Origin of the sequence: Caballeronia sp. LjRoot34, assembly GCF_964253815.1 — a bacterium.
Classification (GTDB): domain Bacteria; phylum Pseudomonadota; class Gammaproteobacteria; order Burkholderiales; family Burkholderiaceae; genus Caballeronia.
On sequence record NZ_CAXUSB020000001.1, the window covers coordinates 1,116,601 to 1,134,182 of the forward strand.

At 60.4% G+C, this 17,582-nt stretch carries 8 protein-coding genes and 1 pseudogene; 5 read left to right on the forward strand and 4 right to left on the reverse strand.

Features of this window, described 5'->3' with window-relative positions; genetic code table 11:
- Positions 1-159 precede the first annotated feature (159 nt).
- The 5 genes from ACSQ36_RS04990 to ACSQ36_RS05010 all read left to right on the forward strand — a co-directional run bounded on the left by ACSQ36_RS04990 (position 160) and on the right by ACSQ36_RS05010 (position 11,530).
- Positions 160-2,094: an ATP-binding cassette domain-containing protein gene (locus ACSQ36_RS04990; protein ID WP_436181110.1), complete on the forward strand. Its 1,935-nt coding sequence runs from the start codon at positions 160-162 to the stop codon at positions 2,092-2,094.
- A gap of 339 nt (positions 2,095-2,433) precedes the next feature.
- Complete coding sequence (locus ACSQ36_RS04995) at positions 2,434-4,449, forward strand: DNA topoisomerase IV subunit B (protein WP_213763500.1); 2,016 nt, start codon at positions 2,434-2,436, stop codon at positions 4,447-4,449.
- A gap of 86 nt (positions 4,450-4,535) precedes the next feature.
- Positions 4,536-6,848 (forward strand): DNA topoisomerase IV subunit A, encoded by a 2,313-nt coding sequence (parC, locus tag ACSQ36_RS05000; RefSeq protein WP_436181111.1) that lies wholly within the window; start codon positions 4,536-4,538, stop codon positions 6,846-6,848.
- A 211-nt stretch (positions 6,849-7,059) separates the two neighbouring features.
- Positions 7,060-7,518, forward strand: a complete 459-nt coding sequence (locus ACSQ36_RS05005) for a CopD family protein (RefSeq protein ID WP_213763498.1) — start codon at positions 7,060-7,062, stop codon at positions 7,516-7,518.
- 265 nt (positions 7,519-7,783) lie between these two features.
- A complete protein-coding gene (locus tag ACSQ36_RS05010) occupies positions 7,784-11,530 on the forward strand; it encodes an autotransporter domain-containing protein (protein ID WP_436181112.1) in 3,747 nt (1,248 codons plus the stop codon).
- 38 nt (positions 11,531-11,568) lie between these two features.
- Here the strand turns inward: ACSQ36_RS05010 and ACSQ36_RS05015 are convergent, their stop codons facing one another.
- The 4 genes and pseudogenes from ACSQ36_RS05015 to ACSQ36_RS05030 form a co-directional block, all read right to left on the reverse strand.
- On the reverse strand, positions 11,569-13,977 hold the full coding sequence (locus ACSQ36_RS05015) for a bifunctional diguanylate cyclase/phosphodiesterase (RefSeq protein WP_436181113.1): 2,409 nt from the start codon (positions 13,975-13,977) through the stop codon (positions 11,569-11,571).
- A gap of 610 nt (positions 13,978-14,587) precedes the next feature.
- Positions 14,588-15,052, reverse strand: coding sequence for a RidA family protein (locus tag ACSQ36_RS05020; protein ID WP_436181114.1), 465 nt, complete (start codon positions 15,050-15,052; stop codon positions 14,588-14,590).
- Between the two features lie 84 nt (positions 15,053-15,136).
- The gene (locus ACSQ36_RS05025; RefSeq protein WP_436181115.1) at positions 15,137-16,345 is read right to left on the reverse strand and encodes a PLP-dependent aminotransferase family protein; all 1,209 of its coding nucleotides are present in this window, start codon (positions 16,343-16,345) and stop codon (positions 15,137-15,139) included.
- 401 nt (positions 16,346-16,746) lie between these two features.
- Positions 16,747-17,418, reverse strand: a pseudogene (locus tag ACSQ36_RS05030) (VOC family protein); the annotation flags it as partial.
- Between the last annotated feature and the right edge of the window lie 164 nt (positions 17,419-17,582).

A 17,582-nucleotide genomic window follows, 5' to 3' on the forward strand; every position in this document is an offset into this window, starting at 1 on the left:
CTCATCTCAAAAAACGCGGCGCGGCCGCGTTTTTTTGCGGCTTATCGGGCAGCTTTGCCTTGTCCTGATGGCATAGGGCCTGCAAGCGGCCGCCAGGCGCGCCGGTCAAGACCGGTACAATGGCCCCTTCCAGTATTTGCACTTTTCCGGCTGCCTCCCATGTCGCTTTATTCCATTTCGAACGCGCAACTCGCGTTCGGCCACGTTGCGTTGCTCGATCACGCTGACTTTTCACTCGAAGCGGGCGAACGCGTCGGCCTGATCGGCCGCAATGGCGCGGGCAAGTCGTCGCTGCTGAAGATCATCGCCGGGCTCACCAAGCCGGACGACGGCCTCATCACGCGGCAAAACGAGCTCACGACCGTGTACGTGCCGCAGGAACCCGAGTTCGACCTGGAGGCGTCGGTGTTCGACGTCGTCGCGTCCGGCTTGTCCCATGCGCGGGAACTGCTCGACGAATATGACGTCGTGGCGCACAAACTTGCCGATACCCCCGAAGGTCCCGAGCACGACGACCTGCTGACACGCATGAACGCGCTGCAATCCTCGCTCGACCTGCACGATGCCTGGAGCTGGCAAACCCGCGTGGCGACCACGCTGCAGCAGATCGGGCTGGACGGCGACGTTCGTTCGGGCGCGCTTTCGGGCGGCATGAAAAAGCGCGTGGCGCTGGCTCGTGCGCTGGTCGTGCAACCAGACGTGCTGCTTCTGGACGAACCGACCAATCACCTCGACTTCGACGGCATTCGCTGGCTGGAAGAGATGCTGGTCACGCTGCGCACGGGTTTGCTGTTCATCACCCATGACCGGGCTTTCCTCGACAAGGTTGCTACCCGCATCGTGGATCTGGATCGTGGGCGCTTGCTGTCGTATCCAGGCAATTACAGCGCGTACCAGACGCGCAAGGCGCAACAGCTTGAGATCGAACAGGTCGAAGCGGCCAAGTTCGACAAGCTGCTGGCGCAGGAAGAAGTGTGGATCCGCAAGGGCGTGGAGGCGCGGCGTACGCGCAGCGTCGGGCGTATCGCGCGGCTGGTGGAAATGCGCAACGAGCGCGCCGAACGCCGCAACGTGCAGGGCAACGTGAAGCTGGATGTGGGCCAAGGCGAGCGCTCGGGCAAGATCGTCTCGGAACTGACCGACGTGACGAAGAAATATGGCGATCGAACGATTGTCGACAACTTCAGCGCCACCGTCATGCGCGGCGACAAGTTTGGATTCATCGGTCCGAACGGCGCGGGCAAGACCACGCTGCTCAAAATGATCCTGGGCGAACTCGCGCCGGACGAAGGCACGGTGCGCACCGGCACGAATACGCAGGTAGCGTATTTCGACCAGATGCGCGCGCAGCTCGACCTCGACAAAACACTCGCCGACACCATCAGCCCAGGCAGTGAATGGGTCGAGGTGAACGGCGTGAAGAAGCACGTCATGAGTTATCTGGGCGACTTCCTGTTCGCACCCGAGCGCGCGCGTTCGCCTGTGCGCTCGCTGTCGGGCGGGGAACGCAACCGGCTACTGCTCGCGCGTCTGTTTGCCCGGCCCGCGAACGTACTGGTGCTGGACGAGCCGACCAATGACCTGGATATCCAGACGCTCGAATTGCTGGAAGAACTGCTCACCGACTACGACGGCACCGTGCTGCTGGTGAGTCATGATCGCCAGTTCCTGGACAACGTCGTGACCTCGGTCTTTGCGTCGGAAGGCGGCGGCATGTGGCGCGAATATGTGGGCGGTTTCACCGACTGGCAGATCCAGCGCGAACGTTCCGAGAGAATCGCTCTCGACGCCGCCCGCGACACGGCCAAGCAAGCGAAGAAGGAAGACGGGCCCAAAGACAGCGGCGCCGGTCGCAATTCGCAGCGCTCGACCAAATTGCCGTACAAGGAAGTGCGCGAGCTGGAGGCGCTGCCGACGCAGATCGCCGCACTCGAAGCGGAGCAAAAGTCGATTGCGGCCAAGCTCGAAGACGGGTCGGTGTTCGCGAAAGATCCGAAAGAAGGCACGCGGCTGAGCGAACGGCATGCGGCTATCGACGAGGAATTGCTGGTCGCGCTCGAACGCTGGGAAGAACTGGAAGCAAAGCGCAAGTAAGCCGGCCTTTGGGACCTGTGTCTTCCCCATATCGAAAAAATTGTCGAAAACAGTAAAATACGTCGCGTTTTCGGGCGCACGGCCTTGAGGAAAGGGTCACCGAAGGATTTCCGCGGTTACACCGTGGTGACACCTTGCAGTGAAACGCTGTAGTCCAGGCGAGAGGCCGTCGCGGTTTCGAGTTAATAACGCGCAATCCGGCGCGGCCGGCTCAGGCGCGGTTGGCCGGGTTGGCCCGCTATGTTCACGCATTCGCCGGTTGTCCGGCGTGGCCGCTCTCTGAATTCTGCTATCGAATTCGAGTCGCGGCCACCCGGACTGCCGGACCCACGTCCAGACATGTCCACGAAAAAACCCAGCGCCGCCGACAGCGGCAAGAACAGCGGATACAGCGAAGCATCGATCAAGGTGCTCAAGGGTCTCGAGCCGGTCAAGCAACGGCCCGGCATGTACACCCGCACTGAAAATCCGCTGCACATCATTCAGGAAGTCATCGACAACGCCTCCGACGAGGCGCTCGGCGGCTACGGCAAGCAGATCACGGTCACGCTGCACGCCGATCATTCGGTATCTGTCGAAGACGATGGACGCGGCATTCCGTTCGGCATGCATCCGGAAGAAGGCGTGCCCGTCGTCGAGATCGTGTTCACGCGCCTGCACGCGGGCGGCAAGTTCGACAAGGCCGCCGGCGGTGCGTATACCTTTTCGGGCGGCCTGCACGGCGTGGGTGTATCGGTGACGAACGCGTTGTCCACGCGGATGGATGTGACCGTGTGGCGTGACGGCAAGGTCGCGGATCTCGGCTTTTCGAATGGCGACGTGGTGAAGCAGCTCGAAACCCGCGCCATGAATCGCGGCGAGAAGAAGTCCGGGACCCGTGTTACTGCCTGGGCCAATCCCAAATATTTCGATTCGCCGAATCTGCCGGTCGGTGAATTGCAGCGGCTCTTGCGCTCGAAGGCGGTGTTGCTGCCGGGCGTGGAAGTCGTGCTCATTAACGAAAAAACCGGCGAACGCCAAAGCTGGAAATACGAGGACGGGTTACGTGGTTACCTGCTCGAAGGCATGGGCGGCAGCGACCTGCTTATTCCCTTGTTCGAAGGCGAGCGGTTCGCGGGCAATGCGAAATCGACTGAGGAAACCTTCGCCGAAGGCGAGGGCGCAACGTGGGTCGTGGCGTGGAGCGAAGAAGGCCCGTTGTTGCGCGAGTCGTACGTCAACCTGATCCCGACGCCCGCCGGCGGCACGCATGAATCGGGCTTGCGCGACGGACTGTTCCAGGCGGTCAAGAGCTTCGTCGAACTGCATAACCTTCAGCCCAAGGGCGTAAAGCTGCTGGCGGAAGACGTGTTCGCCCGGGTGTCGTTCGTGTTGTCGGCGAAGGTGCTGGATCCGCAGTTTCAAGGGCAGATCAAGGAGCGCCTCAATAGCCGCGACGCGGTGAAACTCGTGTCGTCGTTTACGCGGCCCGCGCTCGAACTGTGGCTGAACCAGCACGTGGAGTACGGCAAGAAACTCGCTGAACTGGTGATCCGCCAGGCCCAGGCGCGTACGCGTGCCGGGCAGAAGATCGAAAAGCGCAAGAGCTCGGGCGTGGCGGTGCTGCCCGGCAAGCTGACCGATTGCGAATCGACGGATATCTCGCGCAACGAACTCTTCCTGGTCGAGGGCGATTCGGCTGGCGGCTCGGCGAAGATGGGTCGCGACAAGGAATTCCAGGCCATCCTGCCGTTGCGCGGCAAAGTGCTGAACACGTGGGAAACCGAGCGCGACCGGCTGTTCGCAAACAACGAAGTGCATGACATCGCGGTGGCGATCGGCGTGGACCCGCACGGTCCGGACAGCCTGGACCAGAAAGCCGATCTCTCGAATCTGCGTTACGGCAAGATCTGCATCCTGTCGGACGCGGACGTGGACGGCTCGCACATCCAGGTCCTGCTGCTCACGCTGTTCTTCAAGCACTTCCCGCAGCTGATCGAGCAGGGCAATGTATGCATCGCGCGGCCGCCGCTGTTTCGCGTCGATGCCCCCGCGCGCGGCAAGAAGCCGGCGCAAAAGCTCTACGCGCTCGACGAAGGTGAGCTCGAGGCGATTCTGGACAAGCTGAGGAAGGACGGCGTGCGCGAGACGCAATGGTCGATCAGCCGCTTCAAGGGGCTGGGCGAGATGAGCGCGGAGCAGTTGTGGGACACCACGATGAACCCGGACACGCGCCGTCTGCTGCCGGTTCAGGTGGGCGATCTTGGGTTTGACGACACGGTCACACGCATGACGATGCTGATGGGCAAAGGCGAAGCGGCGTCGCGGCGCAGTTGGCTCGAGGAGAAGGGCAACGAAGTTGAAGCCGACATTTGACGCGTTCATGCTTCGGCTTAGGCGACGCCCGACCTGACGCTGTACGTACACCCTGAACCTCGTCAACGCATAACACTGGAAATCTGATGGACGATCTCTTCGCGGACCAAGAAGCCGCGCCGGAAGGCGAAAAACTGACGCTCGGCGATTACGCCGAGCGCGCGTATCTCGACTATGCGGTGAGCGTGGTCAAAGGCCGGGCGCTGCCCGACGTTTCCGACGGCCAGAAGCCCGTGCAGCGCCGCATCCTGTTCGCGATGAACGAGATGGGCCTCGCCAACACCGCCAAGCCGGTGAAGTCGGCCCGGGTGGTGGGCGACGTGCTGGGTAAATACCATCCGCACGGCGACCAGTCGGCCTACGACGCGCTCGTGCGTCTCGCGCAGGCGTTTTCAATGCGCTATCCGTTGATCGACGGGCAGGGCAATTTCGGCTCGCGCGACGGCGATGGCGCGGCCGCCATGCGTTACACGGAAGCGCGTCTCACCCCGATCGCGAAATTGCTGCTGGATGAAATCGACATGGGTACCGTCGATTTCATGCCGAACTACGATGGTTCATTCCAGGAGCCGAAGCTTTTACCCGCGCGCCTGCCGTTCGTGCTGCTGAACGGCGCGTCGGGCATTGCCGTGGGGATGGCGACCGAGGTTCCTTCGCACAATCTGCGTGAAGTCGCGGCGGCCGCGGTTGCGATGATCCGCGATCCGAAGATCGATCACGCACGGCTGGTCGAGCTGATTCCCGGTCCGGATTTTCCGGGCGGCGGGCAGATTATTTCGACTCAGGCTGAGATCGCGGCGGCCTATGAAACCGGCCGTGGCAGCCTGAAGGTGCGGGCGCGCTGGAAGATCGAGGACATGGCGCGCGGTCAGTGGCAACTGGTCATCACGGAATTGCCGCCGAGCACATCCGGCCAGAAGGTGCTCGAGGAGATCGAGGAACTGACGAACCCGAAGATCAAGCTCGGCAAGAAGGCGCTGAGTCCTGATCAGTTGCAGACCAAGCAAACGCTGCTCGCCTTGCTCGACACGGTCCGCGACGAATCCGGCCGCGACGCGCCGGTGCGGCTTGTGTTCGAGCCGAAGTCGAGCCGTATCGACCAGATGGAGTTCGTGAATTCGCTGCTCGCGCACACGAGCCTGGAGTCGAACGCATCGATCAACCTGGTGATGATCGGCGCGGACGGCCGGCCGCGCCAGAAAAGCATCGGCGAGATCCTGCACGAATGGGTGGGCTTCCGCTTCACGACGGTCACGCGCCGCACGCAGCATCGGCTGGGGAAGGTGAACGACCGGATTCATATTCTTGAAGGGCGGATGATCGTCTTTCTGAATATCGATGAAGTGATCCGTGTCATCCGCGAAGCCGATGACCCGAAGCAGGCGTTGATGGACAGGTTCAGTCTCAGCGAGCGTCAGGCCGACGACATTCTTGAAATCCGTTTGCGGCAACTGGCGCGGCTCGAAGCAATCAAGATCGAGCAGGAACTGAAGGAATTGCGCAGCGAAAAGGAAAAGCTCGAAGAGTTGCTGAACAGCGACGCCGCCATGAAGCGGCTGCTGATCAAGGAGATTGAAGCGGACGCCAAGCAATATGGCGACGATCGCCGCACGTTGATCCAGCCTGAAAAGCGGGCAACGTTCGAGGTGCGGGTGGTCGACGAGCCGGTGACGGTGGTGGTATCCCAGAAGGGCTGGGTGCGGGCGTTGAAGGGGCATGGCCTCGATCCGGCCAGCTTCCAGTTCAAGGCCGGCGACGGCATTTACGCTGCGTTCCAGGCGCGTACGCCCGACATGCTGATCGCGTGGGGCAGCAACGGGCGCGTGTACTCCGTGCCGGTTGCAATCCTGCCGGGCGGGCGCGGCGATGGTGTGCCGGTCACGTCGCTGATCGAACTCGAGTCGGGGTCTCACCTGCTGCATTACTTCGCCGCTCCGGTTGAGCAGCCGCTGCTGCTGGCATCGAGTAACGGCTTTGGCTTCATGGCCAAGCTGGGGGACATGGTGAGCCGGGTGAAGGCGGGCAAGTCATTCATGACCATCGACGAAGGCGCGGCACCGCTGACGCCCATGCCGGTCCTGCCGGGCGCCACGAAGGTCGCGTGCTTGTCGAGTAATGGACGCCTGCTGGTATTCGATATAGATGAGATGAAGACCTTGTCAGGCGGTGGCCGTGGTGTCATTTTGATGGCACTCGATCCGAAGGAGACGTTGCGGCAGGCGCTGGCTATCGACGCACGCGGTTTGGTGCTGATCGGTACAGGCCGGGGCGGCAAGGCGCGTGACGAGAAACTTGGCGGTGCGGCTCTGGAAGCCCACGTAGGCAAACGGGCGCGCAAGGGCCGTGCGCCCGAGTCCACTATCAAGGTGACGGAGTTGCGGCCGGTGTTCGAAGGCTGATTACTGACGCGCACTGACGCGCCCCGGGTTGGCTAAGCCGGCCCGGGGCGTTTGTTTATCTCGAAAATACTTGAACTGGCTCCGTCTGGCTGAGTCGAACGCCCGAACCTTATGAAAAAGGTGGTGGCCGAAGTGGCGGATAAGTGCTTGCGTGATTAAGCGCTTGGCCCGGCAGTGGGAACCGGTGATTCACCTGCATTTAGGAACGTTAATGAACAAAGCGATTGAAGTGGCGCTGTTCCTGCATTTGTTGGGAGTGGCGGTCTGGATTGGCGGGATGATTTTCGCTCACTTCTGCCTGCGGCCGGCAATAGCGGATTTATCGCCGCAATTGAGGTTGCCGTTATGGGAGTCGGTATTCGCTCGATTCTTTAACTGGGTGGCGGCATCGGTGCTGGTGATATTGCTGACGGGCGGGTTTTTGCTGACGCAATTCGGCGGCGCCCAGGCGGCGTTGCCGTTACACGCCATGGCAGGTCTCGGCATTGTGATGATGCTGATTTTCGGCCATATCCGTTTTGGTGTATTCCCGAAAATCCGCCGCGCAGTGCAATCGCAAAACTGGCCGGATGGCGCGAGGGCGGTGGGTACCATCAGAAGGCTGGTGCTGGTTAATATTGTGCTGGGTGTGGTGACAGTGGGTACGGCGGTTTTATCGCGGGGAATGTAGCGCGTTGTTGCACAAACCGTAGCAGAAACGAATGACGGATTGCAGCGGTCAGTCTCAGCATTTCATTCCATGTTTGAAGGTATTCCGGCTCATGGTCAATACCCTCGCGACGGTCTAGAGTGCTGGGATTTAATCGTCCGGGACATGGGCAATGCGTGCTTCGAACAGGTCAGAAAGGGAATGTTCCGGTCGTTTGGTACGTCAGTCGAAAACGGGGCGTCGTTGGCGGGACGCGTCTATAACCGTCCTGATCCTGATCAATTGCATGGTGGGGAAAGCAAATGCAACTGATCTCGGCAGTTCCGCGACCGGTTATGTATTGACTCCGGCGGGCAACCCCTACAACGTGATTGCCGGCGCGTATATTGATACGAGCACGCAGAGTAGTGACGCCATATACGGGGACATCGATCACGACGGCCCCTGGACGCTAACTAACAACGGGTCCGTTATTGGCGGTCATTTCCCCATTCAGTTTGACAGCCCGGCGGTGATCGTCAATAACGGATCGGTAATCACCCAGAGCAGCACGGCCATCGCTTTGTACGACGGCGGTAACGTAACCAATTCCGCCGGTGCCTCGATCGTCGGCCACCTGGATGGCATCTTTGCCAATAACTCAGATAGCTCGGTCACTAATGGAGGCGACATTGGCGGCTCTGCATTGGACATAACGAAAGCTCAGTCGGGGGTTCACTTGCCGAGCGGCGGAACGGTCATTAATCTCTCGACCGGAAGAATTGCAGGCTATGGCCCCGCCATTCTCGCCAATTCCGCGACTACCGTTCAGAACGCTGGCGTTATTCTTTCGGCGAACGGCACGGGAATCGATCTGACTGAAGGCACGGCCGGAGTTGGCAGCGTGGTCTACAACAGCGGCAGTATCACTGGCGCGGACGGCACGGCGATCCTGTTCGGCCCGGAGAACAATACCTTGATTCTGGCGGGCACCTCGGCGATTACCGGAATCGTCGATGCCAGTGCGCATGGCGTATCCACCACCAATACGCTGATTCTTGGCGGAACCGGTTCGGGAAGATTCGATATGTCGAGCCTTGGCGCGACGGAACAATATCGCGGCTTCGACATTCTGCAAAAGAACGATTCGGGCATCTGGACTTTCACCGGCACTAACGGTGCCGCGCAGACATGGCTCGTGAGCGGCGGCGGCGTGGAGATGGCAGGGCGGTTGACCGGTAGCGTCATAGCAACGCCGGGGGCAACGGGGATCGATATCGAGGTGGCGTCCGGCGGCGCGATTATCGCTTCGTCGGGAAACGCGGTGTCGGTTAATGATTCGAGTCGTGTAATCAATAGCGGATTAATAAGTAGTAGTGCCGATGGTGCTGCCGCTGTCATCGCGAACGGTGCGGGAACGAGTGTTGTCAATGCGGGTTCCATCGCAGCGATGGGTAGCGCAGCCGGGATTGCGATCAATGCGTCAACTGGCGCGGCGAGCTTGACCAACGAGCAGGGCGGATCGATTACAAGTGCAGCGGGCAATGCTGTACAGGCCGGCTCGAACGTTTCGATTCTCAACTCGGGTTCCATTGCAGCGACGGGCGGAAGCGGAGCGGGGATTACGATCGATGCGTCAACGGGTCCTACGACGCTTCTGAACAAACAAGGTGGATCGATTAACAGCGCGGCGGGTGTTGCAGTGCAGGCCGGGTCGAATGTCTCGATCACCAATGCGGGATCTATCGCAGCGGAAGGTGCAAACGGAACGGGCGTCATGATCGATGCACTAACAGGTTCATCGAGCTTGACGAATGAGCTGGGAGGATCGATTGCAAGTGCAGCGGGCAATGCCGTACAGGCTGGCTCGAACGTCTCGATCGTCAACGCAGGGTCTATTGTAGCGACAGGAGGGAGCGGAGCGGGCATGACGATCGATGCGTCAACCGGTCCTACGACGCTTCTGAACAAGCAAGGTGGATCGATCAAAAGCGCGGCGGGTGTTGCCGTCCAGGCCGGTTCGAATGTCTCGATCACCAACGCGGGATCTATCGCAGCGGAAGGTGCAAACGGAGCGGGCGTCATGATCGATGCATTAACAGGTTCATCGAGCTTGACGAATGAGCCGGGCGGATCGATTACAAGTGCGGGAGGCGCTGCCGTACAGGCCAGTTCGAACGTCTCGGTTTATAACGCCGGAACCTTGGCCGGAAATAGCGCCGCGGTGAGTTTTACAGGGTCGAATAACCGCTTGACGCTCGATAGTGGCAGTCAGGTATCAGGCGATCTCGATGGCGGAAACGGTTCGGCAAATGCGCTGGTCCTGCAGGGTTCGGGAACACTCTCCGGCCGCACCTACGGTTTTTCCACGCTCGCGATGCAAGGCGCTGACTGGACCGTGTCCAGTTCTGTTCAGGTAGGTAGCTCCAGCGCAATTGAAAGTGGTACCTTGAGGCTGACAGGCACCTTGACCAGCCCGGCGATAATCGTCGCTCCGGGCGCCACCTTGACTGGAACAGGAACCTTGAATGGCGCGCTCATGGTGCAAGGCGTCATTGCACCGGGCGTGACGGGCACCGCAGCAACAACCGTTCTTCAGCCCTTGGCGATCGGCACGCTGTCAGTCATTGGCTCATACGTCCAGACTGCTGGCAGCCGCTACGAAGCCAATGTCTCGCCGCAAGGAATCGATCTCATCAGCGTCGATGGCACCGCAACGCTACAGGGTGGCACCGTACAAGCGCGGTTGCGCGCTGGATTATTCACGCCAAGTGACACGTACAAGATAATTAGTACAACTTCTGGACTGAATGGCACTTACTCGGGCATCGCAGTATCTAACCCATTCGTCTTGCCCACGTTAGTCTACGACGCGAACAACGCATACATTCACGTACAACGCGGCTTCCAGTTCGCCGGTGGCACGCCAAACCAGATAGCGGTCGAGGCGGCGCTCGATCACGGCGTAGCGGGCATCGGCGCGGGTGCTTTGCCGACTAGCGATTTTCTGTCCGTCACGGGTGACCTGCTGAACCTCGAAGGTTCATCGGCTTACGCGGCACTCGACCAACTGGGCGCGGAAGCCTATACGGCGTTCCCCAACGCGCACTTCGAAGCCGCGCGGCTGGGCATGGACGCAATCGATTCAAGATTGACCGCGGCACGCACCACAGGTGCATGTGCGGCAGGCGAGGCGACTGCGTTACCTGCCAATGGAACGCGGGCATGTTCGTGGATCAGCGTGCTCGGCAGCACGGGCAGCACAGGCGGATATGACACGTGGCTTGGCCAGCAAACAAGTCTGGCCGGCGTGATATCCGGCGTCGATTATCGCGTCGCGCCGCAGTTCACGCTGGGCGCCGCGTTGATTGCTGTCCACGGCAATACGTCGACGGACACGCTGCCTGTTCACGGCCAATTTGATACCTATCAGGCTGCGCTTTACGGCAGCTATGTGCCGGGAGCGTATTGGCTCCAGGCCACGATTGGCTATGCGCGCAATGACGATGAAATGAAACGTTCCCTCCTTTTCACCGATACCCCGCGCACAGCGCTTGGAAACGTCGATGGAAACCAGTACTTCGCATCGCTACGTAACGGCGTGGATCTGCCAATGGCGAAATTCGGTGTATTCACGCCATTCGTGGCGCTTGAAATGCAGAGTGTGGAGAGTCCGGCATTCACTGAAACCGGAGCAGATTCGGCGAATCTGGCCGTCTCCGGGAATACGGCGAATTCAATGCGGTCGCTACTGGGTGCGCAATGGCGTAAAGATATCGACTGGATCGGCCGTGCCTGGAGCCTGAACGCGCAACTGGCCTCGGCTCATCAATATGGCATGCAGACACAAGCGATTAACGCGAGCTTCGAAGGCGCAGCCGATAGTGATTTTACGGTTCACGGCAGCGGACCCGCGCGAGATATGGCACAAGTCGGTCTTGGCGCGCGAGTGGAATTGGGCCGGCAAATCCACGCCGTCTTGCGCTATGACGGTGCATTCGGCGGTGGTGGTCACACGCATGCAGGAAGTGCAGGCGTCGATTACAGATGGTGACGCCAGGAAACCTGAGCTAATCGACCCACAGGATAGGATCAATCGACGGTATTAGACGGAGTGTCCCCCCACGGCAGGGCCGCCGCTACGTCGGCCATGAGCCCGAGGCCGCAGACCCCGAACCGGTCGAGCAGCGCTTGCACACCGTCCGCCGGAACCGCGCGAGAAAAGAGAAAACCTTGTGCTTCGATGGGCCCAAGCCGCGACAACCACGCAACCTGTTCCTCGGTTTCGGTCCCTTCAACCACAACCGTCAATCCCAGCGATCGGGCGAGATTAACGATGGCAGACACCATCACACAGACGCTGCGATCATGCGGAATCGCCTGAATAAACGAGCGATCGACCTTGAGCGTATCGACGGCAAACCGGTTCAGATAAGACAGCGACGAATATCCGGTGCCGAAATCGTCCAGTGCAATCCTGACACCCAGTCGCTTCAACGCAGAAATCTTTTCCGCGACGATATCCGGAAACTCCATCATCACGGTTTCAGTAATCTCGAGTTCGAGTTTCCCCGGCGCTATACCGCTTTCGCGAATGGCAGCCGCTACTGTCTCAAGCAAATCACCGCGCCAGAACTGCACCGCCGAGATATTCACCGCGAGTGACAACCCGTCATACCCTTGACGTTGCCAGACGGCTAATTGCCGGCAAGCTGTATGAATCACAAAGTCGCCGATAGGCACGATCAGTCCCGTCGATTCCGCGACCGGAATGAACTCGTTAGCCGGAATCAGACCATGCTGCGGGTGATTCCATCGCGCCAGCGCTTCGAAACCGGTGATACATCGTCGAGTCAGATCGATCTTTGGCTGATAAGCGAGGAACAATTGATCCTGGGCCAGGGCGACTCGTAATTGCTGTTCCCACTTCATCAAATGATCGGCGCGATGTGATAACTGCGGCGAATAGAACTGGTAACAGTTCTTGCCCGCATCCTTCGCGCTGTACATGGCCAGATCGGCCTTCTTCAACAAATCGATTTCGCTTTCGCTCGACACGGAATACAACGCAATGCCAATGCTCGCGTGCAACACGAAGGCGCTCCCGCGCACATCGAAAGGCGTCGCGAACATATGCGAAACGGCTTCCGCCAGTTCAACCGCTTGCCGCTCGACGTCGGCGCCCTTCACCACGACCACGAATTCATCGCCGCCAATACGCGAGAGCATGCCGTTGTCGCTGACCGTTTGCGCCAGCCGCGAAGCGGTCATCTGCAGGACGATGTCACCGGCGTTATGGCCGAGGGTGTCGTTGACCGTCTTGAAGTTGTCGAGATCGATGAAAAGCAGCGCAAGATGGCCGACGTTCTCCGGCTTGGCAACGTCGTGACGCAGCATTTGCAGCGTGGAATAACGGTTTCGCAGACCGGTCAGCAAATCGTATTCAACCAGATGCGTCATCTCGCGCTCACGTCCGAGCAGCTTGCCGATCAGCCCGGTCGCGACCGCGAAGAAGCCAAGCATGGCGAGCGAGATGAAAGTCGCCATCAGCAGATAAACGCGCCGCGTGTGATGGAAGTCGGTAAATTCCTCCGCCTGTGACAACCCGACAAGCACACCGAGCGGATAGCCATCTATGTGCCGATACGAAACGATGCGCGTGACGTTGTCGATCGGATCGACATAGATGCCGGATGCGTGGTCGGAGGTCGGGTACACACCGCTTGCAGTGAACGCGGCGGGCGGGTTGCCATTGCCGTCGACCTTTTTGATCGGGTGGCCGTCCGGTCGGGCGGACGTCGCGGCTGCACCCATACCGGTGCTGCGCGCGAGCACCGAGCCGTTGTCCGAAATCACGGCGACCACGCCGTCGCGTCCGATTGACGCCACGTTGTAGAAGTCGCTCGTGAAGTAGCTGGGGTCCTCCGACACCACCACGACGCCCGCGAATGAGCCGTCGGGATGATTCAGGCGGCGCGTGATCTGCAGCGTCCATTGCCGGGAGACGCGGCCGAGGACGGGCTTGCTGATGTAGAGCAGGTCGTCGTTGGAAAGCTGGTGGATCCGGAAATGTTCCCGATCGGAAAGATCGACGGGTTTCGGCGTGACGCCCGAGGTCGAGGCGATCAGCATGCCGTGTTCGTCAATCAACGAAACCTGCACGAGCGTGTCGCTTTGCACCACGCCTTTTTCAACCGTGCTTGCGAGGTTGAACTGTCCAGGAGTCTTTTCGAACTCATATTTGACGAAACGCGTGATCTGGTCGACCTGGTGAATGGCCTTGATCGTGTGCTGCTCGAGCGCGGACGAGAGAATGGCTGCTGAGGCCATCGACGCGTGAGTGGCGGCGTCGCGCTCCACCGACAGGCGCGCAAAGATCACCGTCCACAGCAGGACGAGCACGAGCGCGCCCAACGCCGGAATGGCGAACAATGCGCGGCGCCGTCGCGGAAAATCCGCTTGTTTCATGTCGCGTGGCGCTTTGGGCCGTGATCGATTCATGGGTTTGGTCAGTCCATGGACCCTGTGACGGGTTGCGCCGATGGTGCATCCGGAACAACAGAAATGGGTGTCGGCATTGCTGCAGCGCGTCCAATGCCGGTGAGGCGGGCGTTATTGCCGTTTTTCCGGTGAATCCGGGCCATCGTTCGAGTTTGTTTGCAGACCCTCTTTGCAGGCAGGGGCCTACGTGCGCATCAAGTACGCTTGCATTTCGCTTGCGATGGTTTTGGTAATACTGCTGTCAGAACTCCGTCCAGCGTTGACCCCGCTACCCGCCGGTTATGCAGTCTCTCCCGCGTGAGGCTGATTTCCATAATGGCTGAGTCAGATAATACCAATGACAACCGGCTTAGATATTACTGAAGCCGACTCATTTAAGGAAGCGCGGCGGCGCGGCGAAGTATCGAGGTATACACGGATAGGCTGAAACGCTTGTCTGGAGGGCCTTCGGCACGGGGCGGCACTCGTTTCGCCAATGTGAATTTAAGCGAACGAAATGCGGTAATTTGTATCCCGATTTGTATCCCGATGCCGGCTGGCATCGGGATTAAGAACAAGACCAAAATTCGTTGCTGCTATTTACGATTCTTAAGCGTTTAAAGCAAGGGTTTCAGCTCACTTCGGCAATCAATTCGATTTCAACGCAAGCGCCCAGCGGAATCTGCGCGACGCCAAATGCCGAGCGTGCATGCTTGCCACGCTCACCGAAAATATCGGCGATCAACTCGGACGCGCCGTTGGTCACCAGATGCTGCTCGGTGAACTCGAACGTGGAGTTGACCAGGCTCATCACCTTCACGATCCGCGTCACCCGGTTCAGGTCGCCGACGTGCGCGTGCAGCGTCGCGATCAGGTCGATGGCGATGGAGCGCGCGGCGGCGCGGCCTTCTTCGGTCGTCAGCGTAGCGCCCAGTTTGCCTACCCAAACCTTGCCGTCCTTCTTCGCGATGTGGCCGGACAGATAAACCGTGTTGCCGCTTTGTGCGCTCATCACGTAGGCGGCGGCAGGGGCGCCGGCCGTCGGCAATTCAATGCCGAGTTCCTTCAGCTTGTCGTAGACGTTCAGTTGGGCCATGGGGTATTCCCTAAAAATGGAAAGGATGACGCGAGAGCACACCGGGGCGGTCGTCCGCCGCAGCGCGCTTGCAATGCAACAAGATCAGACCAGCGCGCGGATCAGCGCGCCGAGCTTGGCGACACCTTCGTCGATCTTCGCCGGCGGCACGGTCACGAACGACAGGCGCAGCGTGTTGTGTTCCGCTTCATTGGCGAAGAACGGGCCGCCGGGCACGAACGCGACGTGCTGCTCGATTGACTGCTCGAGCAGCTTCATTGTATCGATGTGCTTATTGACGTGGTTTGGCAGCTTCACCCACACGAACATGCCGCCTTCCGGACGGTTCCATTCGACGCCCGCCGGCATGTGCTGCTCGAGCGACGCGAGCATGGCCGCGCACTGATCACGATACAGCGCGCGGATCTTCGGGATATGCGTCTCGAGAAAGCCGTCCTTGACGACCTCGTACACGATGCGCTGCGTGAGGCTCGGTGTATGCAGGTCGGTCGCCTGCTTCGCCTGCACCAGCTTGAAGTGCAATTCCTCCGGCGCAATGATGTAACCCACGCGCATGCCGGGCGACAGGACCTTCGAGAACGAACCCAAATGCACGATATGATCGGGCGCCATCGACAGCATGGTTGGCAGCGGTGCGCCCGCGTAGTCGAGCGCGCCGTACGGATCGTCCTCGATCACCGGGAAGCCCGCGCGTTGCGCAAATGCGGCCAGCGCGGTGCGGCGTTCCAGCGACAGGCGACGGCCCGTCGGATTCTGGAAATTCGGCTGCGCGTACAAGAGGCGCGCACCGGCCGTCAGCGTGGCGTCGAGCGAGGACGGGATCAAGCCGTGTTCGTCGGTAGGGACTTGCACGTAGGTCGGCTCGTACATGGAAAACGATTGCAGCGCGCCGAGATACGTAGGCGTTTCGACCAGTACGCGGCTGGCGGGGTCGATCAGCACCTTGCCGAGCAGGTCGAGCGCTTGCTGCGAGCCCGTTGTGATCAGCACTTGCGACGGCCGGATCGACGCGCCGTTGACCGAGTAGCGTTGCGCGACCCATTCGCGCAGCGGCAGATAGCCTTCGGTGGCGCTGTATTGCAGCGCGGCGGCAGGGCTGTCACGCAGAATGCGGTCGCACGCTACGCGCATTTCCTCGACCGGAAATGTAGCCGGTGACGGTAATCCGCCCGCGAATGAAATGACCTCGGGCCGCTCGGTGACCTTCAGGATTTCGCGAATGGCCGAACTGGTGAGCTTTCTCGCACGTTCGGAAAGCTGCCACGGCTTGGCTTGAAGGTCGGCTTGATTCATGGGGTCCTCGGTTGGTCTCGGTAAGCGGTTCTAATGCGTATGCGGGTTGATAAAATGTTGCAGGGTGCTTCGAATAAGGTCCTGCGCACTGCATGCAATCCGGCGCAATTGGTGAACGGCGGCGGACGCTTATTATGGCGTGCCCGGTGCTCCGGTGGTCGGGTCGGTTGTCAAACCCGGTACAAGTACGAAGCACGCCAGATGTTCTAGCGCTCGTCTTCCTGCATTGTTTCGTCTTGCGTCGGCTCGGCCGTGTCTTCAGGCGTGTCCGCGTCATGGGCGGCGGTCGCTTCCTCGGTCTTCTTGCTCTTGGCGCGCTTGCGGGCCGGCTTGGCCGGTGCGACCTCTGCCTGGTTGGCCGCTTCGATCGATTCCGCCGATTCCCCCAGCGTAACAATGGAACCATCCGCCAACTCAAATTCCGCGACGAGTACCGGCGTGCTCGCGGTCACCTCGACCTGCATCAGATGCGACACCCCGAGCCATGCCAGTTGCTCGGAGATCAGGTGCGCTCGCGGATGAAAACCCGTCAGCGACTTCAGCGCGATACCCGTTTCCGGCAACGATTCGCTCGGATGCCGCGGCGTGTCCCACTGGATCAGCGACGGCAGGAGCCCGTGGCCGGCACCCTGCCACGCTGGAAAAGTGCCATCCGGGGGAATGGTGAGATCCCACGCGTTCCCGCCGCGTGTCATGGGAACCACGGCCGGGATGCGCTCCGGGTATTGCGCCTGCCAGCGTGTCAGCAGCTTCGGCCGGTTCACCCGCACGACCCAGTGCACGAGTTGCGGGCCGGCTTCGAGACGCAAGCGCCGCGCCGGGTCGTCGAGTCCAAAAAGGCGTGGACGCGGTGTTTCCGACGTTTCGATCAGTTCCGCGTTCGGGTCGATCGCGATCACCTCAAGATACGTGCCGCCCCACAGGTTCAGCAGGCGGTTATGCGTGCGCATCAGCGGATGCGCACCGCCTCCGGTCACGTCCACTCCCAGTGTCGCGGCGATAAAGTCCGCGCCTTCTTCCAGCGTGCGGGCGGCGATAACGAGGTGGTCGAGTTGCAGCGGATGAGCGGTCATAGTGCACGAATAGCTTGAAGGAAAATTGCCCGGACAACACCGGCTGAGCTCGTCAGCATACCCGTTCCGTCCGGCCGTGCCGTTGCGTTGGCTCTGCGTTAGCCATCCGGCCGGGGGAATCGGCCGGGTAATTGACGTTTGGCTCGAAGCGGCCGAAAACCGGT